The sequence below is a fragment of the Hanstruepera ponticola genome, from assembly GCF_012931685.1.
GTDB lineage: Bacteria > Bacteroidota > Bacteroidia > Flavobacteriales > Flavobacteriaceae > Hanstruepera > Hanstruepera ponticola.
In genome coordinates this window covers 119,692-146,067 of the sequence record NZ_JABANC010000005.1, presented here as the reverse complement: position 1 = coordinate 146,067, position 26,376 = coordinate 119,692, and the positions used below count along the sequence as shown (strand labels likewise).

Annotated in this window: 27 protein-coding genes; 11 read left to right on the top strand and 16 right to left on the bottom strand. The window is 33.5% G+C overall.

Annotated features, from left to right (window positions below):
* The 9 genes from HGK31_RS12225 to HGK31_RS12185 all read left to right on the top strand — a co-directional run bounded on the left by HGK31_RS12225 (window position 1) and on the right by HGK31_RS12185 (window position 8,468).
* Window positions 1-927: an ABC transporter ATP-binding protein gene (locus tag HGK31_RS12225; RefSeq protein WP_191860309.1), complete on the top strand. Its 927-nt coding sequence runs from the start codon at window positions 1-3 to the stop codon at window positions 925-927.
* A 2-nt stretch (window positions 928-929) separates the two neighbouring features.
* The gene (locus HGK31_RS12220; protein WP_104736232.1) at window positions 930-2,243 is read left to right on the top strand and encodes an ABC transporter permease; all 1,314 of its coding nucleotides are present in this window, start codon (window positions 930-932) and stop codon (window positions 2,241-2,243) included.
* Window positions 2,244-2,250: 7 nt separating this feature from the next.
* The gene (locus tag HGK31_RS12215) at window positions 2,251-3,138 is read left to right on the top strand and encodes a mechanosensitive ion channel family protein (RefSeq protein ID WP_104736233.1); all 888 of its coding nucleotides are present in this window, start codon (window positions 2,251-2,253) and stop codon (window positions 3,136-3,138) included.
* Between the two features lie 6 nt (window positions 3,139-3,144).
* Window positions 3,145-4,308: a sigma-54-dependent transcriptional regulator gene (locus HGK31_RS12210; RefSeq protein WP_104736234.1), complete on the top strand. Its 1,164-nt coding sequence runs from the start codon at window positions 3,145-3,147 to the stop codon at window positions 4,306-4,308.
* A 145-nt stretch (window positions 4,309-4,453) separates the two neighbouring features.
* Window positions 4,454-5,332 (top strand): polyphosphate kinase 2 family protein, encoded by an 879-nt coding sequence (locus tag HGK31_RS12205; protein ID WP_191860308.1) that lies wholly within the window; start codon window positions 4,454-4,456, stop codon window positions 5,330-5,332.
* Window positions 5,333-5,403: 71 nt separating this feature from the next.
* Complete coding sequence (locus HGK31_RS12200) at window positions 5,404-6,807, top strand: M20/M25/M40 family metallo-hydrolase (RefSeq protein WP_191860306.1); 1,404 nt, start codon at window positions 5,404-5,406, stop codon at window positions 6,805-6,807.
* A 4-nt stretch (window positions 6,808-6,811) separates the two neighbouring features.
* Window positions 6,812-7,513 (top strand): T9SS type A sorting domain-containing protein, encoded by a 702-nt coding sequence (locus HGK31_RS12195; RefSeq protein WP_191860304.1) that lies wholly within the window; start codon window positions 6,812-6,814, stop codon window positions 7,511-7,513.
* Window positions 7,510-8,088 (top strand): hypothetical protein, encoded by a 579-nt coding sequence (locus HGK31_RS12190; protein ID WP_230401659.1) that lies wholly within the window; start codon window positions 7,510-7,512, stop codon window positions 8,086-8,088. The genes HGK31_RS12195 and HGK31_RS12190 overlap by 4 nt, the downstream gene beginning before the upstream one ends.
* The gene (locus HGK31_RS12185; RefSeq protein WP_191860302.1) at window positions 8,088-8,468 is read left to right on the top strand and encodes a glyoxalase superfamily protein; all 381 of its coding nucleotides are present in this window, start codon (window positions 8,088-8,090) and stop codon (window positions 8,466-8,468) included. The genes HGK31_RS12190 and HGK31_RS12185 overlap by 1 nt, the downstream gene beginning before the upstream one ends.
* Before the next feature lie 210 nt (window positions 8,469-8,678).
* Here the strand turns inward: HGK31_RS12185 and HGK31_RS12180 are convergent, their stop codons facing one another.
* The 13 genes from HGK31_RS12180 to lysA form a co-directional block, all read right to left on the bottom strand.
* Entirely contained in the window at window positions 8,679-9,449 is a 771-nt protein-coding gene (locus HGK31_RS12180) for a DUF6090 family protein (RefSeq protein ID WP_191860300.1), read from the bottom strand.
* Window positions 9,442-10,227, bottom strand: a complete 786-nt coding sequence (locus HGK31_RS12175) for a DUF6090 family protein (RefSeq protein ID WP_191860299.1) — start codon at window positions 10,225-10,227, stop codon at window positions 9,442-9,444. The genes HGK31_RS12180 and HGK31_RS12175 overlap by 8 nt, the downstream gene beginning before the upstream one ends.
* 34 nt (window positions 10,228-10,261) lie before the next feature.
* Entirely contained in the window at window positions 10,262-10,648 is a 387-nt protein-coding gene (locus tag HGK31_RS12170; RefSeq protein WP_191860297.1) for a cupin domain-containing protein, read from the bottom strand.
* Between the two features lie 34 nt (window positions 10,649-10,682).
* Window positions 10,683-11,876 carry a DUF1624 domain-containing protein gene (locus tag HGK31_RS12165; protein ID WP_233451114.1) on the bottom strand — a complete coding sequence of 398 codons (1,194 nt, stop codon included), beginning with the start codon at window positions 11,874-11,876 and terminating at the stop codon, window positions 10,683-10,685.
* A gap of 7 nt (window positions 11,877-11,883) precedes the next feature.
* Window positions 11,884-13,620, bottom strand: a complete 1,737-nt coding sequence (locus HGK31_RS12160) for an amidohydrolase family protein (protein WP_191860295.1) — start codon at window positions 13,618-13,620, stop codon at window positions 11,884-11,886.
* A gap of 15 nt (window positions 13,621-13,635) precedes the next feature.
* Entirely contained in the window at window positions 13,636-15,051 is a 1,416-nt protein-coding gene (locus tag HGK31_RS12155) for an MBOAT family O-acyltransferase (RefSeq protein WP_191860288.1), read from the bottom strand.
* Between the two features lie 2 nt (window positions 15,052-15,053).
* Window positions 15,054-16,097 (bottom strand): hypothetical protein, encoded by a 1,044-nt coding sequence (locus HGK31_RS12150; protein WP_191860286.1) that lies wholly within the window; start codon window positions 16,095-16,097, stop codon window positions 15,054-15,056.
* A 32-nt stretch (window positions 16,098-16,129) separates the two neighbouring features.
* Window positions 16,130-17,188, bottom strand: coding sequence for a proline iminopeptidase-family hydrolase (locus HGK31_RS12145; protein WP_191860284.1), 1,059 nt, complete (start codon window positions 17,186-17,188; stop codon window positions 16,130-16,132).
* Window positions 17,189-17,198: 10 nt separating this feature from the next.
* Window positions 17,199-18,074 (bottom strand): ester cyclase, encoded by an 876-nt coding sequence (locus HGK31_RS14690; RefSeq protein ID WP_191860282.1) that lies wholly within the window; start codon window positions 18,072-18,074, stop codon window positions 17,199-17,201.
* Complete coding sequence (locus tag HGK31_RS12135) at window positions 18,061-18,285, bottom strand: hypothetical protein (protein ID WP_191860280.1); 225 nt, start codon at window positions 18,283-18,285, stop codon at window positions 18,061-18,063. Before HGK31_RS12135 ends, HGK31_RS14690 begins: the two co-directional genes overlap by 14 nt.
* Window positions 18,286-18,356: 71 nt before the next feature.
* Window positions 18,357-18,869 (bottom strand): SRPBCC family protein, encoded by a 513-nt coding sequence (locus tag HGK31_RS12130; RefSeq protein WP_191860278.1) that lies wholly within the window; start codon window positions 18,867-18,869, stop codon window positions 18,357-18,359.
* 1 nt (window position 18,870) lies between these two features.
* Window positions 18,871-19,956: an aromatic ring-hydroxylating oxygenase subunit alpha gene (locus tag HGK31_RS12125; protein WP_104736247.1), complete on the bottom strand. Its 1,086-nt coding sequence runs from the start codon at window positions 19,954-19,956 to the stop codon at window positions 18,871-18,873.
* Between the two features lie 90 nt (window positions 19,957-20,046).
* Entirely contained in the window at window positions 20,047-21,252 is a 1,206-nt protein-coding gene (lysA, locus tag HGK31_RS12120) for a diaminopimelate decarboxylase (RefSeq protein ID WP_191860276.1), read from the bottom strand.
* 175 nt (window positions 21,253-21,427) lie between these two features.
* On the opposite strand from lysA, the gene sucC reads away from it, so the two are divergent.
* Window positions 21,428-22,618 carry an ADP-forming succinate--CoA ligase subunit beta gene (gene sucC / locus HGK31_RS12115; RefSeq protein ID WP_104736249.1) on the top strand — a complete coding sequence of 397 codons (1,191 nt, stop codon included), beginning with the start codon at window positions 21,428-21,430 and terminating at the stop codon, window positions 22,616-22,618.
* A 52-nt stretch (window positions 22,619-22,670) separates the two neighbouring features.
* Here the strand turns inward: sucC and HGK31_RS12110 are convergent, their stop codons facing one another.
* Window positions 22,671-23,360, bottom strand: a complete 690-nt coding sequence (locus HGK31_RS12110; RefSeq protein WP_191860440.1) for a phosphoadenylyl-sulfate reductase — start codon at window positions 23,358-23,360, stop codon at window positions 22,671-22,673.
* Between the two features lie 122 nt (window positions 23,361-23,482).
* The gene (locus tag HGK31_RS12105; protein ID WP_104736250.1) at window positions 23,483-23,716 is read right to left on the bottom strand and encodes a DUF1456 family protein; all 234 of its coding nucleotides are present in this window, start codon (window positions 23,714-23,716) and stop codon (window positions 23,483-23,485) included.
* A 246-nt stretch (window positions 23,717-23,962) separates the two neighbouring features.
* Here HGK31_RS12105 and HGK31_RS12100 point away from each other — a divergent pair, with 246 nt between their 5' ends.
* Window positions 23,963-24,364, top strand: a complete 402-nt coding sequence (locus HGK31_RS12100; protein ID WP_104736251.1) for a hypothetical protein — start codon at window positions 23,963-23,965, stop codon at window positions 24,362-24,364.
* Here HGK31_RS12100 and uvrB read toward each other — a convergent pair.
* Window positions 24,361-26,364 (bottom strand): excinuclease ABC subunit UvrB, encoded by a 2,004-nt coding sequence (gene uvrB, locus HGK31_RS12095; protein WP_191860274.1) that lies wholly within the window; start codon window positions 26,362-26,364, stop codon window positions 24,361-24,363. The two genes, HGK31_RS12100 and uvrB, sit on opposite strands and share 4 nt — an antisense overlap.
* Window positions 26,365-26,376 lie beyond the last annotated feature (12 nt).

The following is a 26,376-nucleotide window of genomic DNA, read 5'->3' as shown; positions in this document are numbered from 1 at the left end:
ATGAATAACTTATTGGAAGCGCACCATATTTCAAAAAAATTTGGAAATTTCACTGCTTTAAATAATGTTTCGATTGCTGTTCCTAAAGGCAGTATTTTTGGACTTTTAGGACCAAATGGAGCAGGGAAAACAACACTTATTCGAGTTATTAATCAAATCACCATGCCAGATACTGGTCATGTTATTTTGGATAATGAGGCGTTGCAACCCCATCATGTTAGGGATATTGGTTATTTGCCTGAAGAGCGTGGTTTGTATAAATCCATGAAAGTGGGTGAGCAAGCTTTGTATTTGGCACAATTGAAAGGCTTAAGCAAGAGTGAGGCCAAAACACGTTTAAAGTATTGGTTTGAAAGGTTGGAAATTGGCGATTGGTGGAATAAAAAAATCCAAGAGTTATCAAAAGGGATGGCTCAAAAAATTCAATTTGTGGTAACTGTATTGCACCAACCAAAACTATTGATTTTTGATGAACCTTTTTCAGGTTTTGATCCTATTAATGCCAATTTAATAAAAGATGAAATTTTAAGATTAAAAGAAGAAGGTGCTACCGTTATTTTTTCAACTCATCGCATGGAATCTGTTGAAGAGTTATGCGACCATATTGCTCTCATACATCAATCTAACAAGATATTAGATGGGAAACTAATTGATATAAAAAGGGCTTACAAAACAAATACTTACGAGATTGGTATTCGTACGCCTGATGATAGACAATTACAAAGAGAAATGGCTGAAAAATTCACCGTGTCTCCAGCAAATTTTAAAACAATTGGTGATGAACTCAAACTCAATGTTAAGCTGCAAGAAATGCATACAGCAAATGATTTGTTGAGTTATTTAACCTCCAAAGGCGAAGTATCTCATTTTGTAGAATTGGTGCCTTCGGCAAATGATATTTTTATTCAAGCAGTAAAGAATAATTAAGTATGAACCACTTACCACTGATAATTAAGCGCGAGTATTTAACTAAAGTTAAAAACAAATCATTTTTGGTTATGACTATCTTGAGTCCAGTCATCATGATTGCGCTTATAGCTGTTGTTGCTTATTTGTCTCAACTGAATAATAACTCCGAACGAAATATTTCAATTTTAGATGAATCAGGTTTGTTAAGCGCTGTTTTTAAAGATTCAGATAATATTAAATATACAGTTCTTAATGGTCTCTCACTTAATGATGCCAAGGAAATTGTAAAAGAGCAACAAAGTTACGGTCTTCTGCATATTGAAAATCATAACAAGATTGATGACGTAGCTAATTCTATAAAATTTTATTCCGAAGAATCACCATCCATAGGCTTGATGTCTGATTTAGAAAGTGTTTTGGAAAGACACTTAACCGATTTAAAGCTAGAAAGTGTAGGTGTTAATATTGAAAAAATAAAGGCTGCTGATGTTAAGGTGGATATTGCCCAAGAGAGTTTTGCTGGTGAAAAAACATCGAAAATTGATAGTATCATTAAATTGGCCTTTGGAGGTGCGGCAGGATATTTGCTCTTTATGTTTATCATTATTTATGGCAATATGATTATGCGCAGTGTTATTGAAGAGAAGACCAGTCGTATTATAGAAGTCATTATTTCTTCGGTAAAACCTGTTCAATTGATGCTGGGTAAAATTATTGGAACGTCTCTAGCTGGGATTACACAATTTGTTATTTGGATTATTTTGGGAGGCTTGTTACTAACGGTAGTATCGGCAATATTTGGGATAGATCTTATGCAATCGCAAATGCCTCAAGAGGAAATTATGAATCAGGCGATGAATAATAATGAGGTTGCTTTAGAAATGCAGAACGTTATGGTTGCTTTTTATAATTTACCAATTACCAACCTAATTTTTGCGTTTATTTTATTTTTTATAGGTGGTTATTTGTTGTATAGTTCATTATATGCAGCTATAGGAGCAGCCGTTGATAATGAAACGGATACACAGCAGTTTTTACTACCAATTCTAATGCCTCTTATATTAGCTGTTTACATTGGTATTTTTACAGTTATTGAAGATCCACACGGTACAGTCTCAACTGTTTTTTCTTTCATACCATTTACCTCACCAGTAGTTATGCTCATGCGAATACCGTTTGGTGTACCCATTTGGCAGCAGCTATTATCCTTGGTATTGTTGATTGGAACTTTTATGTTTACAGTATGGTTTGCTGCTAAAATTTACCGCGTTGGTATTTTAATGTATGGCAAAAAACCTAGTTATAAAGAAATTTTGAAATGGATTAAATATTAAGCTTATCATGCAAAGCCAATTGAATGAAATAGGGGAAATAGTTAAGGAAAGTAGTGCCTGGGAGACTTTTGTTGATTTTCTTGGGACTGTTTTGTACGTAAATGAAGATAAAACTATAAAGATTACCATTGGTTTAATCTTCCTAGTAGTTTTAATTTATATAGTAACATCTATCATCCTAAATGTAGTCAAACGACTATTTACTAGGAGCTTACCAAAAGATGATAAAGCTAAATTCAATACAGTATTTTCATTTGCCAGATGGGTTGTTTACTTAATTGTGATGCTTATTGTATTTCACTCTGTAGGTGTAAATGTTACGGCTGTTTTTGCAGCTTCTGCAGCTTTATTAATTGGTATTGGTCTTGCGCTTCAAACGCTTTTTCAGGATATTATTTCTGGAGTTTTTATTTTAATTGACCAATCTGTTCATGTAGGTGATATAATCGAAATTGAAGATAAAGTGGGTCGTGTTGAAGAAATAAAATTACGTACAACCAGAGCTGTAACTATAGATAATAAAGTTCTTGTGATACCTAATCATCTGTATTTGACAAATAGTTTATACAACTGGACTCAAAACGGTGTTTCAACAAGAGAAAGTGTTTCAGTTGGTGTTGCTTATGGAAGTGATGTTCAATTGGTGAAAAAACTATTATTGCAAGCTGCAAATAGTCATAAAGATGTTATAGATTATCCAGAACCAACGGTTTTATTTACAGATTTTGGTGATAGCTCATTAAATTTTAAAGTGATTTTTACCATTAACGATAGTTTTAAAGCGCAATTTCCAAGAAGTGATATACGTTTTGAAATTGATCGCTTGTTTAGAGAGCACAAAGTTACCATTCCGTTCCCACAAAGAGATATTCACATTATTGAAAATAAGAAATAGAAAGTTATGTCTAAAATTTTAGTGATTGAAGATGAGGCGGCTATCCGTCGCGTATTGGTGAAAATTCTATCTGAAGAAAGTGATAGTTATCAAGTTGAAGAGGCTGAAGATGGTCTTTTGGGCATTGAAGCTATTAAAAAAGAAGATTACGATTTGATACTATGCGACATAAAAATGCCAAAAATGGATGGCGTTGAAGTACTTGAAGCTGTAAAAAAAATTAAGCCTGAAATTCCAATAGTCATGATTTCTGGTCATGGAGATTTAGATACGGCTGTCAATACGATGCGATTGGGAGCTTTTGATTACATTTCAAAACCGCCAGATTTAAACCGTTTGCTCAATACAGTTCGCATTGCACTCGACAGAAAAGAGTTAGTAGTTGAAAACAAAATGCTTAAGAAAAAAGTAAGCAAAAACTATGAAATGATTGGTAAGAGTGATGCCATTGAGCAAATAAAAAGTATGATTGATAAGGTTGCACAAACCGATGCTCGCGTGCTTATCACTGGTCCCAATGGTACTGGAAAGGAATTGGTAGCTCATTGGTTACACCAAAAAAGTGAGCGTTCAAAAGGCCCTTTAATTGAAGTAAATTGTGCTGCCATTCCAGCTGAATTAATTGAAAGTGAATTGTTTGGCCATGTTAAAGGTGCCTTCACTAGTGCTGTTAAAGATCGTGCTGGAAAATTTGAAGCTGCTAATAGTGGAACCATTTTTTTAGATGAAATAGGAGACATGAGTCTTTCTGCTCAAGCGAAAGTATTAAGAGCACTACAAGAGAATAAAATCCAACGAGTTGGAAATGATAAGGATATTAAAGTTGATGTTCGCGTTATAGCAGCTACTAATAAAAATTTAAAAAAGGAGATTGAAGAAGGTAATTTCCGTGAAGATTTATACCATAGATTAGCGGTTATTTTAATAAAAGTTCCTGCTTTAAATGATAGACGAGAGGATATACCGTTATTAGTTGAATACTTCTCAAATAAAATTGCACAAGAGCAAGGAACAGTTAAAAAATCATTCTCAAACAAAGCAATAAAGTTGTTACAAGAGTATGATTGGACAGGAAATATTCGAGAATTGCGAAATGTTGTAGAGCGCTTAATCATTTTGGGAGAGAAAGAAGTCAGTGAAAGCGATGTTAAGATGTTTGCTTCAAAATAGACAACGAAATAATTTAAAAAAAAGCACCTGGAAAGGTGCTTTTTTTATATCGAATAGTGATTGAAATGATGAATAACGAGCAACGACTATCAAAAAATTAGAATTTGTATATTTAACAATCTCATAAAATAATATACAATCTCACATGAAAGATATTAATAGTAACCAATTCAAAGTCAAACAACCTATTCAACTTCAAAATATAGCAACAACTTTAGATTTGGAGGCGTCTAAAAAGAAAATTGAAAATGAATTAGAAGATGTATGTGAAGATTTGGCAAAAATCCAAAATGCCATGTATGCTCACGGGAAATATGCTGTGCTAATTTGCATTCAAGGTATGGATACCGCAGGGAAAGACAGTTTGATACGTGAAGTTTTTAAAGAGCTCAATGCTAGAGGAATTGTGGTTCATAGTTTTAAGGTTCCAACAGAACTTGAATTAAAACATGATTATTTATGGCGACATTATATAGCCTTACCAGCACGAGGTAAGTTTGGTGTTTTTAATAGAACCCATTATGAAAATGTATTGGTCACACGTGTTCATCCTGAATATATTCTAGGGGAAAATTTACCTGATGTCAAAGACCTTAGCGATGTGAATGATGAATTTTGGAATAGGCGTTTTCAACAAATCAATGATTTTGAAAGACATATAGCCGAAAACGGTACCATAATTTTTAAGTTCTTTCTACATTTATCTAAAGAAGAACAAAAACACAGGCTATTAAGACGTTTGGACAAACCTGAAAAAAACTGGAAATTCTCACCAGGTGATTTGAAAGAACGTAAACGTTGGGATGATTACCAATTCTGTTATCAAGATGCTTTAAATAGAACATCAAAACCTCATGCGCCATGGTATGCCATTCCTGCCGATGATAAACCTACAGCGCGCTATATAGTAGCAAGAATTCTGTTAGACACATTAAAGACTTATAAAGATATTAAAGAACCTGAATTAGATGATGAGATAAAAGCCAATTTGGAATCCTATAGAAACCAACTAAAAAATGAATAAATTAAGGTTTCTTTTAGAACTGCAATCTATTATAAAACCTATCTTTAATTTTTAAATTAAAAATGAACAACATGAAACAACCTATTTGGCTCCTACTTTTATTGTTTGCACTTAACATTCAAGCCCAAACAGACGCCGAAACCTTACGAACAATTTATACAACTTCATTGACTAATGGTAAAAGCTATGAGTGGTTAGATTACTTATCAAATCAAATTGGGGGAAGATTATCCGGTTCACTAAACGCCGAAAAAGCGGTTCAATATACCAAAGAGGAACTCGAAAAATTAGGTTTAGATAAAGTTTGGTTGCAACCCGTAATGGTACCAAAATGGGTTCGCGGCACAAAAGAATATGCCTTTATTGAAGCCAGTTCTGGAACCACAACTACCGTTAATATTTGTGCGTTAGGAGGTTCTATTGCTACGCCTTATGGTGGTGTTAAAGCTCCAGTTGTTGAGGTGAATGATTTTGATGAACTTAAAGCTTTGGGTAAAGAAAAAGTAGCTGGTAAAATTGTGTTTTTTAATAGACCCATGCAACCAGACTTAATACAAACGTTTGAAGCCTATGGTGGTTGTGTAAATCAACGTTATGCAGGTGCAATGGAAGCAGGTAAACTTGGAGCAGTTGGCGTTATTGTGCGCTCAATGAATTTACGTTTAGATGATTTGCCACACACTGGTAGTATGAGTTATGGCGATTTACCAAACTCTCAACGTATTCCTTCAGCAGCAATAAGTACCAATGATGCAGAAAAGTTAAGTGGCATGTTGGCATTGGATAAAAATTTGAAATTCTTTTTCAATCAAACTTGTCAGCAAATGAAAGAAGTCCAGTCATACAACGTTATTGGTGAAATTACTGGCAGTGAATTTCCTAATGAATATATTATTGTTGGTGGCCATTTAGACTCATGGGATTTGGGTGATGGTTCACATGATGATGGTGCTGGCTGTGTGCAATCTATGGATGTATTACGCTTGCTGACGGAAAGCGGTATCAAGCCAAAGCGCAGTATTCGTGTGGTGTTATTTATGAATGAAGAAAATGGTTTGCGTGGTGCCACCAAATATGCCGAAGTTGCTAAACAAAAGGGTGAAAATCATATCTTTTCTTTAGAGAGTGATGCTGGTGGTTTTACACCTCGTGGCTTTAGTTTTGATTGTAGCGATGCGGTTTTTAATAAAATTGAAAGTTGGAGAAGCTTATTCAAACCGTATTTGATTCACTATTTTGAAAAAGGAGGAAGTGGTGCCGATGTTGGACCATTAAAAACCGATACTAATGTTTGTGCAGGTTTACGTCCAGATTCACAACGCTATTTTGATCACCATCATGCAGCCAATGATACGTTTGAGCATGTCAATAAAAGGGAGTTAGAATTAGGAGCAGCAACCATGACCAGTTTGGTGTATTTAATTGATAAGTATGGCATTTCACCAATTTCAAATAATGAAGAGTTAAAAGATTGATATTATGAATAAATTTCTACTCGCATTATTATTCCTGATTTCATTTAAAGGCTTTACCCAGTCACCAGAACTTGATGATAACACATGGTATTTGCAAAATGTCATTATTAATGGCGAAGACAACATTCCTCCAGTGAATGCAGAAATTACAGATATTACATTAGATTTTTTAATTGAACCTTATGACTTTAACTCTGAAATGTGTAATAGTTTAACTGGTAATTTGAGTTTTGATGATTCATCAAGTAGTTTCTCCTTTATAGAGTTATATCAAACTTTAAGTACTTGTGGATTGACTGAAAATAGTGTCTATGAATCTATGTATTTCAATTTTTACTTTAGTAATCAAGAAAATCTGTTTTCTTATGAGATTACAATGGAATCTGATACCAATGTATTAGTTGTCACTAGCGCTAATGGTGATCAAGCCATTTACGGTAGTGCCAGACTTCATGTTAATGAGTTTAAGCTATCTGAAATTAAAACCTACCCTAATCCAGTAGTTAATGAACTAGTTATAGAAAAACATAATAGTCAAAGCTTGAATGTTAATGTTTACAATATTAAAGGTCAGCTCATGTTTTCGGAAACTGTAGATCAAAATGAATTGGTAATTAGTGTATCAGATTTGAAACCAGGTGTTTACTTCTTTGTTTTTGATGGAAATAATTATAGGAAAGAAATTAAAAAAATAATCAAACAATGATGAAGACTGTTTTTACTACTATTTTAGTTTTAGCTTTTACTTCTGGTTATTCACAATCAGATGAAGATAAACTGCCTTATTACGAAATCCCTGAATACCCAGAAACTTTTACTGCTGGAACCGTAGCAGCACGAGCAATAGATGGATTGGGTTTTCGTTATTATTGGGCAACTGAAGGTTTGCGTCAAGAAGATTTAGATTTTAAGCCTAATGATGATGCGCGCTCTTCTATGGAAACTATTGAGCACATTTACGGACTTTCAAAAATGATAGTTAATTCAACCTTAAAAAAGGATAACAATAAAAAAGAGGATGAGGAAGAATTGAGTTTTGAGGCTATGCGAAAAGCAACTTTATTCAACTTTAAAACAGCTGCGGATATTTTAAGAACCAGTGATGATATTAGCCAGTTTAAAATAGTATTTGGAGATCGTGAAATACCATTTTGGAATCAAATAAATGGTCCAATTGAGGATGCTGTTTGGCATTGTGGTCAACTGGTTTTATTAAGGCGTTCATCTGGGAATCCGTTTAATTCGAAAGTGAGTGTTTTTAGCGGTAAATTAAGAGAGTAATGGGAAAAGCACATTTGCACCAAATACATCCCGTTTTGCCAGTGCAAAATGTAGTAGAAGCCTTATCGTTTTATGTCAACAAATTAGGTTTTAAGATTGCATTTGCAAATGATTCTAAAAATCCCACATATGCTGGTGTGCGTCGGGACGATATTGAGATTCACCTGCAATGGCATGATGCAAAAGAATGGGAGAATAGTATTGATAGACCCATGTTAAGAATAGTTACTCAAAATATTGAATTATTGTTTGAAGAATACACATCAAAAGATGTTTTTCACGAAAATACAGCTATACGTGAAACAGCTTGGCAAACAAAAGAGTTTGCATTTTATGATTTATATAAAAACGGACTAACTTTTTATCAGGAATTACAATAACTACGATTGATTTTCTTCTTGCTCTTCACGTTTCATTTGCAGATATTTAGTCACTAGTCTCACCCCTAATCTAGCGAAAAGGATAATGGCAAAAACCATGACTATACTAAAACCGTCCATAACAATTATTTGCTACAAAGGTACTTTCTTTGCTCTATTTTAAAGAATATTTCAGTCGGTTTAACTAATAATTATGACATCATGATTGCATTAATCTTTCTTGATTTCGGCATCAATTTGACGAATTAATTCTTGTGATTTCACTTTCATGTCATTAAATCCCATATTCATGGTTGTAAACTCAAGAATAGCAAATGCAAACCCATTTTTCTGTTTTAAATCAGTAAGCATCAAAGCGAAATCTTCTTTTTTTAATTCTACAAGTTCACCCATGTTGCCATTGGTGACTTGGTAAAAGTAGTTTTTAGATATGGGATATATATCCAGCATGTCATAAGAAGGTTCATACAACGTTACTTCGGCATCATATCTAAAGTGGTCCTCATTATATTTTATTTTTTTATAGATAGTTTGCATGGTGAGTAGAGCATTCTTAATGGAATCATTAGAAATTATGGCAAGATTTCCTGAATTAGTTAACTCTTGAAACGTATTATCAATTAGGAAAAAACGTTGCCAAGTATAAATGTCAACAATGTCTTTATTAAAGGCATTATAATCTTCAATTGGTTTACCATCAAAATGTTCAATTATTCTTTTTGCAGCTTCAATTTGTGAATTACGTGTAGAAATAAATAAATCTAATTCTGTAATAGTAAGATTTAAATCGGTTTTAATGTTTTTTAAATAATTGAGTTCTTTTGCTCGTTCTTTTTTAGCTTCGTTTGTATTGTTTATCTGTAATGCAATTAAAATTCCAATTACAACCAGAATTATTTCACCTACAGCATATAGCATGTATTTACTTGCCCGATTTTCTTGTATCATATTTTGACGGATTTTTCGAAAGAATTTAATCATTATTATTATTTAATAAGGCATTGTCGATGCGTTTTAAATTATTAGTGATTTTAAGTTTTAAGCCTTCACATTGAATGTTTGCCACTCGAGAATATGTCAAAATAGTAACAAGGTAATCCTCAAAATTCTCGTTATTAAAAATAGATTCATATTCAAAAATCTTTTTTGAACCGTCTATACTTTTTACATTTTCTACAGATTTATTTAAGTTGAATTTTTCTGTCAAGTTTGCAAGCGATAGCATGGCATTAAAACTATTTCTTAATTGAATATTTTCAACTAAAAAGGGCTGATAAGAATTAAAATAATAATTTAACAGTGCGGTCTCCATTTCAGTAACCTGATCAACATCACCAGACCAATTAGATAGTGAAATTCGTAATTCATTATCTTCAATAAGATGAAGTTTGCCAGAATTCAGTATATCATTAGTAACGCCACTTATAGCATTAAAGGTAGGAAATATTGTTGTTGTACCAATGTGAGTTTCAATGCTATCAATAGATTGAGTTTCAAGATTTTCGTTATCGATTATTTCTATTAATTGATTGGCTGAATAGATAATTTTTTTTCTAATGAAAACTTTGTCATTTAATTGACTCAAGTTATCAATATATTCTTTTTTTAATGAGCTAAGTATTTTGACCTCCTGTTCTCTTTCCAGTCGTTTTTGATTCCAAGTATTAATTTGAAGTGCAATTAAAATACCAATTACAACTAAAATAATTTCACCTATGGCGTAAAGTAGGTATTTACTAGCACGATTTTCTTTTATCATATTTTGGCGGATTTTTCGAAAGAATTTAATCATCCTATTTAGGTTCAATTATTAAAAAAACAGCTGTGCTATCTCCTATATTTAAAACTTCATGCCAATCTATTCTATCGTTTGAAAAACTGCTGCCTGATGGCACATATACTTCTCTAACACCTGTAGTGTCTTTTATTCTAAAGGTGCTTCCTGAAACAGTGTAGCCAAAATGAGCATCATGATAATGTCTTTCGTGGCCAACACCTGGCGGAAAGGTACATTTTAATACACGTAATTTCGGGCTGTCTTCAATAACTTCGCAAACAGATTTGTTGTTCCATCCAGCCTCCAGAGGATCTGGCAAGTCTTGAGTTTTTTTACAACTACTATAAGTGATCATCATCACTGTTATGAAACTAAAAAATAGATTTTTTGAAAAATATGTCATTTAGTAAAAGTTTTATAATCATTAAGTTATTTTATTACAAATAACTCAACCACCATTTATCTCGATTATTGGCTTTATATCTCATAAACATTTTACAGAATGGATATAGAACGACTACAACAATAAGCCAAACCACGTATGTTACCCATAGGTCAAAACCTTTATCAGCTAAATAGCCACTGGTGAAGCGTGTTGGGGTTAAAATTAATTCTCTCCAATTTTCACCTAAAATATTCAGCCCAATTAAGCCAATTAGATGAATAAGATATAAGTGTAAAATATAATAGAAGAAAGGCACACGACCAATGACAACTAATACATTAGTAATAGCATTTTTTACAGATTCAATACTATATAAAAATAACATAGCTGGACCTAAAGTCATTAATGTGTAAAGCAATGAAGGTGGATACTTTGCAGTATTAATAAATGATAAAAAGGTAAAAGTAGAATCCTTTTGAACACTCCATGGCACTAAATCACCATAAACATTAATATATCGCAATACCACAAAAAGAGCTATGGACGCAAAACCTAAAATAAGCAACCATTTTTTTCTTAACTGGACATTAAAATCACGAGTGTAAAAATGTCCAAAGCAATATCCTAGAATCATGATTCCTAACCATGGTAGAATAGGGTAGGCAATAAATAGCACACTTTCACCACCATTTAGTATAACGAAATTTTGTTGATGTATTAAGTACCATAAAATAGCTAAAGGGTCGTTGCCTTGCATGGTTATTCCATCAAGCGCATTATGCCCAAATACTATTATTAGACCGAGTACTAAAAGTACTTTTTTAGGTAAATAAATTAATGCGGCTAGTAGCACCATACAAATGCCAATAGCCCAGATAACTTGAAAAATATGGAGATCTAAATTAAAATCAAATGTCCAAGCAAAGTTTACTATTGTTAATTCGATAAAAATGAGCCACAGGCCTCGAGTGAATAAGAACTTTGATAATGTGCTTTTAGAGGATTTTTTTGATCCGTATAGAAAAGCTGATGTTCCAGCTAGAAACACAAAAACAGGTGCGCAAAAATGCGTAATCCATCTTGTAAAAAATAGAGAAGGTGTTGTAGTATCCATATTGGTTGGATCTCCAAATACATAACCCACATTTGTGTAATCTCTTACATGATCCAACGCCATAATTATCATAACAAGACCTCTTAAGATGTCTATGGATTCTATTCTAGTTGATTTTATTTTGTTCATCATATTCAGTTTAATTTATAAAATAAACTTTCTGTATTTTACCCTTTTCAATATGATATATAGCTGTGGCTTCAATTATCCTTTCTCCAAATTGAACGCGCTCTTCATCTATAACTACATTACCTTGAATAATTCTGTTTTCTAACTCGCAATGCAAATTTGGAGTGTTTTTAAACATTTGAGCGTAACTACCGCGCATGAGATCTTTACCTTTAAACATTAATTGATTAGGAAATGTATACACTTCAACATCATCTGCATAAGGTTCTAAAAAGGCTTTAATGTTTCTGGCGTTGTAAGCGTTTAATTGTCTTTGCGCCAAAGCTTCAGGTGTATCTTTTATGATGTCATTTAGTTCTAATACTTTTCCTTTATTGATTACTTGATGTATTGTGGTTAGATTATTAATATCTGTTATTGGATTAGAATCCAGTATAATAAGATTTGCCTTTTTACCAATACTTACAGTTCCATATTCGGATTCTTTACCTAAAATTTTTGCACCATTAATTGTTGATGCTTCTAATATTTGCCAATTAGTCATGCCACCGGTTTGCATAGCTTGCAATTCGGCTAGATATGATGAGGCATGCAATGTTCCAATATTTCCAGCATCGGTTCCTGTAGCAATGGTAACACCTGCATCAACTAATGTCTTTAAATTGGTTATCATTGTAGCGTTCATTTGTTCTGCTCGTGACTTATTCTGCTCCGATTTCATCGCGTTTTTATAACCATCTGTAAGTTGTTTGTTTTCCAGATGTGCCAAATCCATTAAAGTACCTAGTTGGTAGGGGTTAGATGCTGTTAATTCATGATTGCTATAATCAAAATCTTGAGTAAATGTTTTGTTATATCTGTCATGCACAATAAGTGTTGGACATAAAATTGTGTTGTTCTTTTTAAGGAGGTTAGCGAAATCAGTTGTTATTAATTCATCATCAACACTATGAACCAAAAAATCAGCTCCATTTTCCACCGCTAATTGAGCAGTGATTCTTTGAGTAGCATGAACAGCAACTTTTAAATTGTTTTTGTGCGATTCTTCAATTATTGCTTTTATTATTGGTAGGTTTTTTCGTGCGCTGGTTTCGGTATCTAAACCATCGGCTCCCACGATATACCAGATTTTAATAAAGTCTGGTTTGTATTGTAATTGATTTTGAACCATTTTTATACCATCATCTACTGTTTTTACCAAACTAAACGGTTCGTCTTTATCGAGATTATTATATACTGCAGGTTCGTATGTGGTTAATAAAGGACCTGTCATGTAAATATTAGGAGCCAATGGATTATCCTTGTAATCGCGTCTTTTGTTTAATAAATTGTAAGTCGCTCCTACGTCAATAACGGTTGTTATGCCATTACGTACATATAATTTTGAATGGATTTCTATATTGTTTTTTGAAAGTTCTATTTCATCCTTATGAGGTTGTTCACCTCTTAAATCAATGACATCAGGTCGTGCATACAATCCGCCATTCTGAAAAAAGTGAACATGAGCATCAACGAGACCTGGTACTATAAACTTCCCAGTAGCGTCAATAACAGTAGCGTTTTCAGGAATTTTTACTTTTTTATTAGATTGAATATTTGAAATTTTATCGTCTGTAATTACAACGGTTTGATTTTCGATTAGCTTTTTCTTTTCAACATCAACAATAGTTACATTAGTAATATAGGTTTGTGAAAAACCATACATGCTTAATAGGTAAAAGATAAAGAGCATAACATTTGCTTTCATAAGTCTATTAATAGTTTAAAATTGGAAATAAATAAATTGTTCACCGCTACCTTGTGATATGATTATGAGAAATAGCATAATTGCCCAGAATATTCCTAACACGAACGGATTTGTTTTTAAGGATACAGCTTTCATGCTTGTATTTCGCATTAACCAGTGACAAATAAAAAGTATTCCAACTACTACAGAAACTTTTAAAACTTCAAAAGAACCTAATATCTTTTCACCTTCAGTTTGCATATAGAACATCGATTTTATCATGTTCCAAGCCGTATCAAATTCTCTTGCTCTAAAAAACACCCAGGTAATATTTACACACGAAAAGGTGATAAATGCCAAGAATATGCCATTCCATTTAGTGATTTTAAATGGTAGGTATTGTTTTTGCAGCTTTTCCAATATCAAATAAGTACCATGTAGTCCACCCCAAACCATAAAGGTCCAAGCGGCACCATGCCAAAGTCCACCAAGAAGCATGGTAAGCATTAGGGCTACATACATTCGTGTTATACCATGACGATTACCACCTAAAGGAATATATAAATAGTCTTTTAACCAGCTTGATAATGAAATGTGCCAGCGACTCCATAAGTCAGAAAAACCAAGTGAGGCATAAGGATATCTAAAGTTGTCTGGTAGAATAATACCAAGCATTAATGCTATACCTATGGCACATGTTGAATATCCTGCAAAATCAAAGAAAATTTGTCCTGAAAAGGCGAGGGTTCCCACCCAAGCGTCAACACCGTGTAATAACTTGTCTGAACCAAATACGTTATCAGACGTGCTGGATAACAAGGCGTCTGCCATTACTACTTTTTGAAACAATCCGATGGTTAGCAAAAAAACACCCCAAAAAAATTGATTGGCTGTTGCTCGTTTCTCTTCGTAAAATTGTGTGATTAAATCTTTTGCTCTAACAATTGGACCAGCAACTAATTGCGGAAAGAACGTAACATATAATGCAAAATCCAAAAATGTTCTGGCTGGTTCAATTTTACGTTTATACATATCAATGGTGTACGACATAGTTTGAAACGTATAAAACGAAATACCCATAGGTAGAATAATGTCCATTGGTAAAGCTTCATATTCAAATCCCATGGTGTTTATAACGGCCGTGAAATTCTCCAATAAAAAGTTTCCATATTTGAAAAATCCTAGAAAACCCAGGTTGACAAACATACTTGTTAGAAGCCACATTTTTCGTTTTCTTTGATTCTCTTCTACAGCTAAACGTTTCCCTGCAGTCCAGTCCACCATTGTTGATATCCATAATAGAATAACTAAAGGTGGATTCCATAAACCATAAAACACATAACTGGCTAACAATAGCATACGTTTTTTGTTGGTCCAATTCAAAAATTTAGAATAATAGAGTAGTAAAACTATAACTAGAAAAACTACAAAACTTAATGAGTTAAATAACATGTCTAGTTAGTTTTAAGGTTAAATGGAATACTATTATCGTTCATCATAATTTTGGCGACTTCTGCTGTAAAAAAATCAGCGTCTTCACCAGAAAGGTGCGACCACTCTGGACAATCTAAATCTTTTAATTGTACATAATCTTCAAAATGATAACCTTTCGCACCAGATTGTTTTACGAGTTCATCCCAAAATTCATCGCGACAATAAAAGTTTTCTTCTTTTTTACGATAATACTCAGTCGATGGACATCTTAAAAGAACCAGATTTCCACCACGGTCTTGAAATGCTTTTGCATCAGCTACAAAGATTTTCATAACACCTTCTTTATCCAATTCTCTTGGAGGTGTTTCAGGCGTACTTTTAAAACTCCAGACATTTTTTATCAGTCTAGCAAAAGCGGTGTCCGTGACTGTTTTTTCAGTCATGCGTAAGTTTCTGTCTAATGAGATATCGGCGAAGTTTGGAAAAGGAGGGAAGTCACTTCCTTCAATTCGGTTTCCAAATTGGATACCTTCTAATAAGAATTGCAGTTTCATAGCATCTACACCATCTGCATCACTCATAAACGCAAGGTTTTGCTGTAATGGGATTGATAACATATGATTTAATTGTTGTGCATAAGTTTGATCATGAAAATATTCAACTTTGTCGTTAGCACTTCTATAAGCTCGCTTTTCAGTGGTGGTCGAAGAAAAGAATAAACCTGGTGTCACACCAACTACAATTGTTCCTGAAAAATCGGTCTTATGAACTAAATCGTGAAAAACTGGAAGTGGTGTTGCGCCAGGATAAGCTAATTGAATTGGTTTTATTCCGGTTTCTTTTTTCCAAACATCGAGTTGAATATCGAAATGAATTCGTGATGAACCAATTAGAATGACATCAGAGTTTGATGCTTTGTCAGCTCGTTTACGTTGTGCGGCAAATAAAGCCTCATCGTTATCTAAATCCGGATAATAGCCTTGCGAGCGCCAATATAGTTCCCAAGCAACTGTGCCTAAAACACACAATGCTATCGCGCAGATTAATGATTGTTTAAGATTCATATTTTGGTTGGTTTAGTTAGTAAAAGTCATGATTAAAATGAACCGTTATTCACATCCTTAATGAAATTAATAAGTCCTTTAAAATAAGTTTTTTGGTCATCGTATTGTGCGAAATGGCTACCATTCGGACATAACAAAAATCGCCCATTAGGAAACTCATTTGCCATCCATTCCATGTGTTTTGGATCCATGGTGTCATACGTCGCACCTATAACAAGTGTTGGAGTATTGACCGTTTTTAATCGGTTTGATACATCCCAATTCTTAAGTGTGGCATTTCCTGCCATCCCAAATTCACTTGGTCCTTGCATATATAAGTATAGGTCATGATTTAAATGCTGGAATAATAAATTTACTGATTTTGGCCATTCTTCTATAGGCATTCGTAATGTATGTTCGGTATAATAGTGATTCATTAAGAGCTCGCCATACCTAGGATTAGAATAGTCTTTGTTGGCTTCAAACTCTAAAATTTCATTTAAAACTTCAGCTGGCATTTGCGGACCTAGAACTTCTTGAGCATATGTACTATATGCTGGAGCACTAGACATCATGTTTGAGATTATTAAACCTTTTAAATTATCTTGATATTTTAGTGCATATTCCATTGCTAGAATTCCTCCCCAAGATTGCCCTAGTAAATAAAAATTATCCTTATCTAAATTTAGAGCTTTTCTAACTTGCTCAACTTCTTCTACAAAATGTTCTGTAGTCCAAAGTGTTGAATCATTAGGCTTATCACTATAATAAGAATCTAACTGATCATAATAAATATATTCGATGCCTTCGTTAGGAAGATAACCGTCAAAACAGTCAAATTCTTCATGTGTACCGCCAGGTCCACCATGTAAAAGTAATACGCGCATTTTCGGATTGTTACCCACGCGTTTTGTGTACACATTAAAAGTTCCTATTTTGGTTTTAATAGGAATCATATTTATGCCACCTGTAAATTGGTCTTCATTTCCTGAATAGTCAAGATAACTACCATTAATATTTTCTTCGGGTGCAACAACCTCTTTTTCTGTTTTTTCTTGACAATTAAAAGCCAAAATTGAAAATAGCAGAACTATATAAATGTTTAATTTCATTATATCTGTTTTATTTTGAAGCTTCAGCTAATTGTTTCGTATCAACATATTGCTGAAAACCTATAATCTTACCATTTTCTAAAGTCCAATGATGCGCTACTTGAGCATCTATACTTTTACCGGTCTTTTTATGTTTGGCGTTATAGCGTAATGTGGCCAAAACTTGATTTTCGGACATTTCATGTAACTCAATGTTTTTAAGCGTAAATCCATCCCATTCATTAACAACGCGACCAAAAACACCTTCAACAATAGCATCTGCTCCTTTGTATGGGTTGCCGTCGGCATATGCATTACCTTCAGCTTCATTCCAAACAATATCTGGACGAAATGTAGCTACTACACCTTCAATATCGCCTTTTCCAAATGCCTCATAGGCAGCGTTTACAACGGCTAAATTATTTGGGTCAGAAACAAAACCTAATTGTTGCATAAAAATCATATTGTCCATAAAATCTTGCTCTTGAGCAATCTTTCCGTCTTTCATTTTTACGAGAGTGGTACCCTCAACATCGACTGCTTTTCCTGTAGGTGGAATGCCAAAAAAATCACCAGTATGCTTACCAGTGAAGTGCCAGTGTTTTACCAGCTTGTCTCCTTGACCAAAAATATCTTTTATGGTAAAATTTGGTTCAGAAAAACCAGTAACGAAATTGGAATAATAATCTTTAAAATTAGCTATGCCAACTACATTTTCAGGACTACTGATAAGTGTTATGTTTTCATCAAAATAAGTGTTGTTTATTTTGTCAAGTTCACCTTTGTTAATAATGTCATCCCAAACAGTGGTGTACATTTCCATGTCTTTTTCTATTTGTTGATTGGGATTACTACAAGATAATAATGACAAAGTCAATACTATTGCTAAAAGTTTAATTGTTTTCATGATTAGTGTTTTTTAACGGGTTGATTAAATGATATAATTTCTGAATTTCTATTTTTTTTATTTCATCAAGTGAAATAAGGATATAATGGTAAATATGTATAGCGGTTGTTACCCAGAAGAAAAAGGGTAGAAAAGAATAGGTAGGATTAAAATATTGATTTGGAGTAAAATTTATTGCAACGCTAGGAGCAACAATTTTGGTTGGTTTCATTTATAATGTCTTTTTTAATGCTATTAAAAAGACTTGAGGGAGATTCTAAAGATATTAAAAAAAAGGATAAGTTACATGTTTACAAATACATAACCAGAAAGTTCGTTTTCTTTTAAATTAATCTCGGTTTCATTGAGTAAAATGCCATATTCTACAAAAGCTTTTAAATTAGTAAGCCAAAAAGTCCATCCATTACTACACCCAAAATGAATGCGTAGTTTACTTTCATCATCTTCGGGGATTTCAAATTGTCTTAAAACAACAATCACTAGATCATTTTTTTGTTCGAGGTTAATAGATACTTTTGAGCCTTCAAATGTAAATTCCAGAAAGTCTTTACCATTTGCTTGAGTAATAGTTCCTTCGGCTTTACCATCCCAATTATGCCAATGCCATGTATAAGTGTCACCAATTTGAACAAAATCTTGTTTATTTCTTAAGGCACCTGACTTATCTTTAAATTTTGCTTGACTCAAAAACCAAGATGTGATACCTTTTTCTGTAGCCCATAATTGGTAAAGTTCTTTAGATGTTGATTTGATGTAAATCTTTTTTTCAAATGAATGCCATTGTAGTTTTTCCATATTATTTCAGGTATTTAGCAAGTAGGCCATGAAAATGGTGTACACCTTTTTCTCGTGTTGGTGAAAACCGACCCGTGTTGTAATAACGAGATTGTACACCTTTATGAACACCTTCAACCACAAATTCATCCTCGCGTTCAACCTTGTCTAAAAGAGCCCCAGCACCTTTATTAAGTTTGGTTTCATCATGGACGTAAGTGATAAACGAAACTTTTGTTTTATTTAAACTCATAGGTTTCACCACATTAATAGACAAACCCCAAGGATAAAAATTAAACATCATATTCGGGAAAATCCAATAGTAATAGGCTGCAATATTTTTACCATAATCTTTATGATATTGAGGCAAATCAAAGACTTCTTCACCTTCATTAGCATAACCAATTTGTAGATTACAATGTTTATAGATTTCAGTTGTGTAATTACCATAATCCAGAACCTCATTCAGGTCATCATGTACAAAAGGGATATGGAATCCTTCTAAATAGTTATCACAGTACAGCGCCCAATGGCAATTAACTAAATAATCTTTACTGGAACCAGTGTCTAATTTAAACTGATGTAACGGTAAAAAACCAATGCGCTCTATCATCACACTTAATACATCATCTAAATCAAAAGACGGGTTTAAGCCAACAAAAACAAATGGGCCTAGTGTACGCACCAAAAATTCTCTCAAACTATCACAAGGTCTTGGGAAATTTTCAGCTTCTTCGAATTCAGGCATGGATTTAAATGTGCCATCCAAGCCAAATCGTCGTCCATGATACATACAGCGTAATTGTTTCAATTTACCAGGATTATTGACTACAATATTCCCGCGATGCGTGCATACGTTACTGAAACATTTAATACTGTCCTCTGCATCTCTAGATAGTACCAATGGCTCTGTAATATAGTTGTCCAAAAGAATAAACGGATGAACGGTTTGTGCAAATGGCACTAAATTATCATCACCTATGAATTGCCAAGTTTTTACAAAAACCTTCTCTTTAATATCTTCAAATACAATTTGACTTCTATAAAAATCGGCAGGCAAAGTCTCTGCAACTTTTATATCTGGATCGACATAGAATTTTTTGCTCATAAATACCGAAATTTCTAGACTCAAAAATTACAGTAATTTCATAACATGAGCAAATCTACTTTGTAGAATTCGATAAACGAAAAAAATGATTTATAGAGCTATTTCTATTTGATTTTTAATGATATCATCAAAGGTTTCGCGTTTTCTGATTAAATGTGCTTTTCCGTTGTGCCATAAAACTTCTGCAGGTCTATAGCGTGAGTTGTAATTTGAAGCCATGGAGTAGCAATACGCGCCAGCATTTTTAAATGCTAAAATATCACCTTCTGTAATTTCATTAATACGTCGGTTATTGGCAAACGTATCTGTTTCACAAATATAGCCTACAACTGAATAAAAGCGTTCACGACCATTTGGATTGGATATGTTAATGATTTCATGTTGGGAGCCATAGAGCATAGGACGAATTAAGTGATTAAATCCTGAATCAATTTGTGCAAATACAGTTGAGGTGGTTTGCTTGACTACATTAACTTTAGTTAAGAAATAACCCGCTTCACTTACAAGAAATTTTCCTGGTTCAAAAGCCAAGGTCAATTCTTTACCATATTCTTTGCAAAATGCGTTGAAACGTTTACTTAACTTGTTTCCAAGTTCTTCAATATTGGTTTCAATATCGCCATCTTTGTAAGGCACTTTAAAACCTGAACCAAAATCTATAAACTCTAAATCTGAAAAGTTTTTGGCGGTTTCAAACAAAATTTCAATGGCGTACAAAAACACATCGATATCTAGAATATCACTACCTGTATGCATGTGAATGCCGTTAATGTTCATATTGGTATTTTCTACAATACGTAAAATATGCGGTATTTGATGGATGGAAATACCAAACTTACTGTCAATATGACCAACTGAAATATTCGTGTTTCCGCCAGCCATGACATGAGGATTAATTCGAATGCAAACTGGTGTTTTTGGAAATTTGGTTCCAAATTGCTCCAAAATAGAGAGATTGTCAATATTAATCTGTACACCTAAACTGGCAGCAAGTTCAATTTCTTCCAAGGACACACCATTAGGCGTATAAATTATGTTTTCAGGTGAAAAGCCAGCTTCTAATCCCAGTTTTACTTCCTGAATAGATACCGTATCCAAACCTGAACCTAATGAATTCATAAGTTTCAATACTGAAATGTTTGATAACGCTTTTACAGCATAATTTATTTTTACCTTTTTAACCTTATTAAAAGCATTGGTTAAGCGTTTGTACTGTGAAACAATTTTTTCAGAGTTATACACATAAACGGGACTTCCGTAGTCCGCTGCAATTTGTAATAAGGTTTTTGAATTCATTTTTTTAATTTAAGATTCGCAAAACTAAAAAGTATTTTTGGATTGTAGCTAGAATCTCTAGGGATTTATATCAAAATTCAGTCAATTAAAAAGAGCGAGAATACTTCCTTTAAAATTTATTGGTAAAAAGTAATAGGATGATTACTTTTGTGGCACTTTAAATATGGATTAAAAGATGAACTTACACGAATATCAAGGAAAAGAAATATTAAATAGTTTTGGCGTGCGCATTCAAAGAGGTATTGTTGCACAAAACCCTCAAGAAGCAGTTGCTGCTGCTAAACAATTGACTGATGAAACAGGTACTAGTTGGCATGTTATAAAGGCTCAAGTGCACGCAGGTGGTCGTGGAAAAGGTGGTGGTGTTAAATTAGCCAAAAACCTTAAGGAAGTTGAAGAAATTGCTGGTCAAATTATTGGAATGAATTTGGTGACACCACAAACTTCAGCCGAAGGTAAGCGTGTGCATCAGGTGTTAATAGCCGAAGATGTTTACTATCCAGGAGAAAGTGAAACAAGTGAATTTTACATGTCCGTTCTATTAAATCGTGGTACAGGTCGTAATATGATTATGTATTCTACCGAAGGCGGTATGGATATTGAAACAGTTGCAGAAGAAACACCACATTTAATATTTACTGAAGAAATTGATCCATCAGTAGGAATAATGCCTTTTCAAGCTAGACGTGTTGCTTTTAATTTAGGTTTGTCAGGAATGGCATTTAAGGAGATGACAAAATTTGTTACTGCTTTATATACGGCTTATGTAGAATCTGATTCATCTTTATTTGAAATCAATCCGGTTTTAAAGACTAGTGATAACAAAATAATGGCTGTTGATGCTAAAGTAACGATCGATGATAATGCGCTTTACAGACACAAAAATTATCTTGATTTACGTGATATAAGAGAGGAAAGTGCTATTGAAGTTGAAGCTGGTGAGCTTGGATTGAACTATGTAGATTTAGATGGAAACGTTGGCTGTATGGTTAATGGTGCTGGACTTGCAATGGCTACCATGGATTTAATTAAGCAAGCAGGTGGTGAGCCAGCTAACTTTTTAGATGTTGGAGGTACTGCTGATGCGGCTAGAGTAGAGGCTGCATTTAAAATCATTTTAAAAGATCCAGCAGTTAAGGCTATTCTAATTAATATATTTGGTGGTATTGTTCGTTGTGACCGTGTGGCTCAAGGTGTTATTGATGCTTATAAAAACATGGGAACCATAAATGTGCCTATCATAGTACGTTTACAAGGTACGAATGCAGACATTGCAAAGGAATTAATTGATAATTCTGGATTGGATGTGATGAGCGCTACTGAATTTCAAGAAGCAGCTGATAAAGTACAACAGGTTTTATCTTAAAATTTGAAACCATAATAAATAAAAAAGCTCTCATTTTTGAGAGCTTTTTTATTTAAAGATGTAATCCGCATTCGGTTTTTGGATTGTTGTTCCATCTACCACTGCGATCTTCACCAGGAACTGTACAATGTTTACAACCTATAGAATGATAGCCTTTGGCTACTAATGGATGAAATGGTAAGTTGTGTTTTTTTATATATGCGTCACGACTCTCTTTTGTGATATCCAATAAAGGATAGAACTTCAAAATGTCACCACGAAGTTCAAAAATATCTAAAGTAGATCTATGGTCGCTTTGCCATTTCATTAAACCAGAAACCCAAATATTATATTGTTTCTTTAAAATGTCTAAAGGTCTTACCTTATTTATTGAGCAACAAAAGTCTGGATTCTTTTTCCATGTCTCATCTTTCAATGTAAATAAATGTTCTTCTTTTAGGGCTCCAATTGATTTTACATTAAGACCATATACTGCTTTTAGCTTTTCTTTATAATCTAAAGTTTCATCAAAATGATAACCTGTATCAATAAAAAATACTTCTTGGTTTTTATTGACATCAGAAACCAGTTTTAACAAAAATGCAGAAGTTGCAGCAAAGGAACTCGTGAGCATGATTTCATCCAAATCAAAATCTTGATATAAGGTTATAATACGTTGACAAGCTGATAGTGGCTTGTATTTTTTATTGAGTTTTTGAATGTCTTGTTCTGTGAATTGGGTTTTTGAATGAGGTGTAGATATCACAAATATTAATTTAGGACAAATTTGTCTGTTTTACACAAAAATACTAGGTTATGATAAGATATAAAAGAAAGAAACTAATTTTTTGGCGTTTTTTAGTGCGTTTTGGTTGAAGACTCAATTTATGGTTTCTTTTTAGGTTTAGGCCCTCTTAAATGAATCACTAATCCATTCAAGAAATTACGCAAAATCTGATCACCACATTCTACATATTTTGGATGATCTTCTTTTCTAAAGAAAGCACCTAACTCGCTTTTTGAAATTCTAAAATCTACCAATTCTAAAATCTTTACAATTTCATCATCACGCAATTGTAAAGCCACTCGAAGTTTTTTAAAAATATCGTTATTAGTCATTTAATTTTTCTTGTTACTGTAATTATAATAAAACACCTACTAAAATCTACAAAACGGAATTCATCGACGAAACGCCAAAATAAATTAAAGTGCTTAATTTCAGCAAGTTGAATACTTTGTTTTGAGTAAATGTAGGAAAATATCGATTAAAAGCACGTGATTTTTCGACAAGTTACAATTTATAACGGATTATTAAATCATCTATCTACGTATCTTTATATCACTAATTAATAATCCATTCCTCTAATGATAAACAGGGTTGAAAAATTGAGCCTCCTATCTGAAATGATTTCATTTGCAAAGAATGAAAGTCACCTAAAACCTATTGAGTATAATTTTCTTTTGGCGATAGCGAAGCAATTGGACATCTCTAGAGAGGATTTTGATTATTTGATTGAACATCCTATAAATTATATTCATTTAGAATCGCATAGCGAACGTATTGTTCAGTTTCATAGATTAGTTTTATTAATGAACATTGATGACGAAAATAGCCCGAAAAATAAAACCAAACTGCATAATTTCGGTTTGCGTATGGGATTAAGTCATGAGTCTATTAATAAGGTACTCTATTTAATGGAGAGTTTTCCAAACAAAATAGTGCCACCAGACGTATTAATAGACATTTTCAGGGTTCAATACAATTAGATTTTTAACTTTTCTAATTTTGTTTGATAGGCTTTTATTTGGTCTCTAAATTTAGCGGCTTCTAAAAAGTCTAGTGCTTTTGCTGCTGTTTCCATCATTTTACGTTTTTCACGAATTTTCTTTTCCAATTGGCTTTTGGTTAAATAGTCACTTTCTGGTTCTGCTGCTTTGGCGGCTTCCAATTCATAACTATACGTACTAACCGAATTTTTTGATAGGGCATTATCTAAACTTTTGTTTAGGGCTTTCGGCTTTATATTGTTATCTGTGTTGTATTGTATTTGCTTTTCTCTTCTATAATTAGTCTCGTCTATAGTTTTTTGCATGCTTTTAGTTATTTTATCCGCATACATAATAGCTTTACCGTTTAAGTTTCTAGCTGCTCTTCCAACAGTTTGTGTTAATGATCTGGTGGAACGTAAAAATCCTTCTTTATCCGCATCCAAAATAGCCACCAATGATACTTCGGGTAAATCTAATCCTTCACGCAATAAATTAACACCTACTAAGACATCAAATAATCCTTTACGCAAATCTTGCATAATTTCTACCCGTTCTAACGTATCGACATCACTGTGAATATATCGTACGCGAATTTGAATACGTGCTAAGTATTTGGTTAATTCTTCCGCCATGCGTTTGGTTAATGTGGTTACCAAAGTACGCTCGTCTTTTTCCACGCGTTGTTGAATTTCTTCAATTAAATCGTCTATCTGATTTAGACTAGGTCTCACTTCAATAATAGGATCTAGCAACCCTGTCGGGCGAATAACTTGTTCCACATAAACACCATCCGTTTTTTGCAATTCATAATCAGCTGGTGTTGCACTGACATAAATCACTTGATTTTGAAGTGCTTCAAACTCTTCAAACTTAAGTGGTCTGTTATCCATAGCGGCAGGAAGCCTAAACCCGTATTCTACTAAATTTTCTTTTCGACTTCTGTCGCCTCCATACATAGCATGTACCTGTGAAATGGTTACATGACTTTCATCAACCACCATTAAATAATCATCAGGGAAATAATCCAATAAACAGAACGGTCTCGTACCCGGTTGTCTGCCATCCAAATAGCGTGAATAGTTTTCAATGCCAGAGCAATAACCTAGTTCACGAATCATCTCCAAATCAAATTCGGTTCGTTCTTTCAATCGTTTGGCTTCAAGATGCTTGCCAATATCTTTAAAATAGTCATATTGTTTCATTAAATCATCCTGAATATCTTTTATGGCATTTTGTAAGACTTCTGGTGAGGTCACAAACATATTGGCTGGATAAATATTGAGTCGGTCATATTTTTCAATGACCTCATTGGTTTGAATATTAAATGCTTCAATATCTTCAATTTCATCTCCAAAAAAATGAATGCGAAAGGCGTGATCATCATAACTAGGGAAAATATCAACCGTATCACCTTTTATTCTGAAGTTACCATGATTAAACTCCGCTTCAGTTCTAGAATATAAACTTTGAACTAATTGATGTAATAATTTTGTACGAGAAATAATTTGGTCCCGTTTGAGGGTAATCACATTTTTCTGAAATTCAACCGGATTACCAATACCATACAAGCAAGAAACGGATGCCACAACCAAAACATCTCGCCGACCAGATAGGAGTGAGGAAGTCGTACTTAAACGCATTTTTTCTATTTCCTCGTTGATAGAAAGATCTTTTTCTATGTAAACACCAGAAACTGGTATATAAGCTTCGGGTTGATAATAATCATAATAAGAAACGAAATATTCAACCGCATTGTTTGGAAAGAACTGTTTAAACTCCGAATATAATTGGGCTGCCAACGTTTTGTTGTGAGCCAAGACCAATGTTGGTTTTTGAACTTCCTGGATGACATTGGCAACGGTAAAGGTTTTCCCTGAACCTGTTACACCAAGTAGGGTTTGATATTTTTCTGCTTGAGTAATACCATCAACTAATTGAGAAATGGCTTGAGGTTGGTCGCCTGTAGGTTTAAATTCCGATTCTATTTTAAATTTCATATCAAGGCTTCA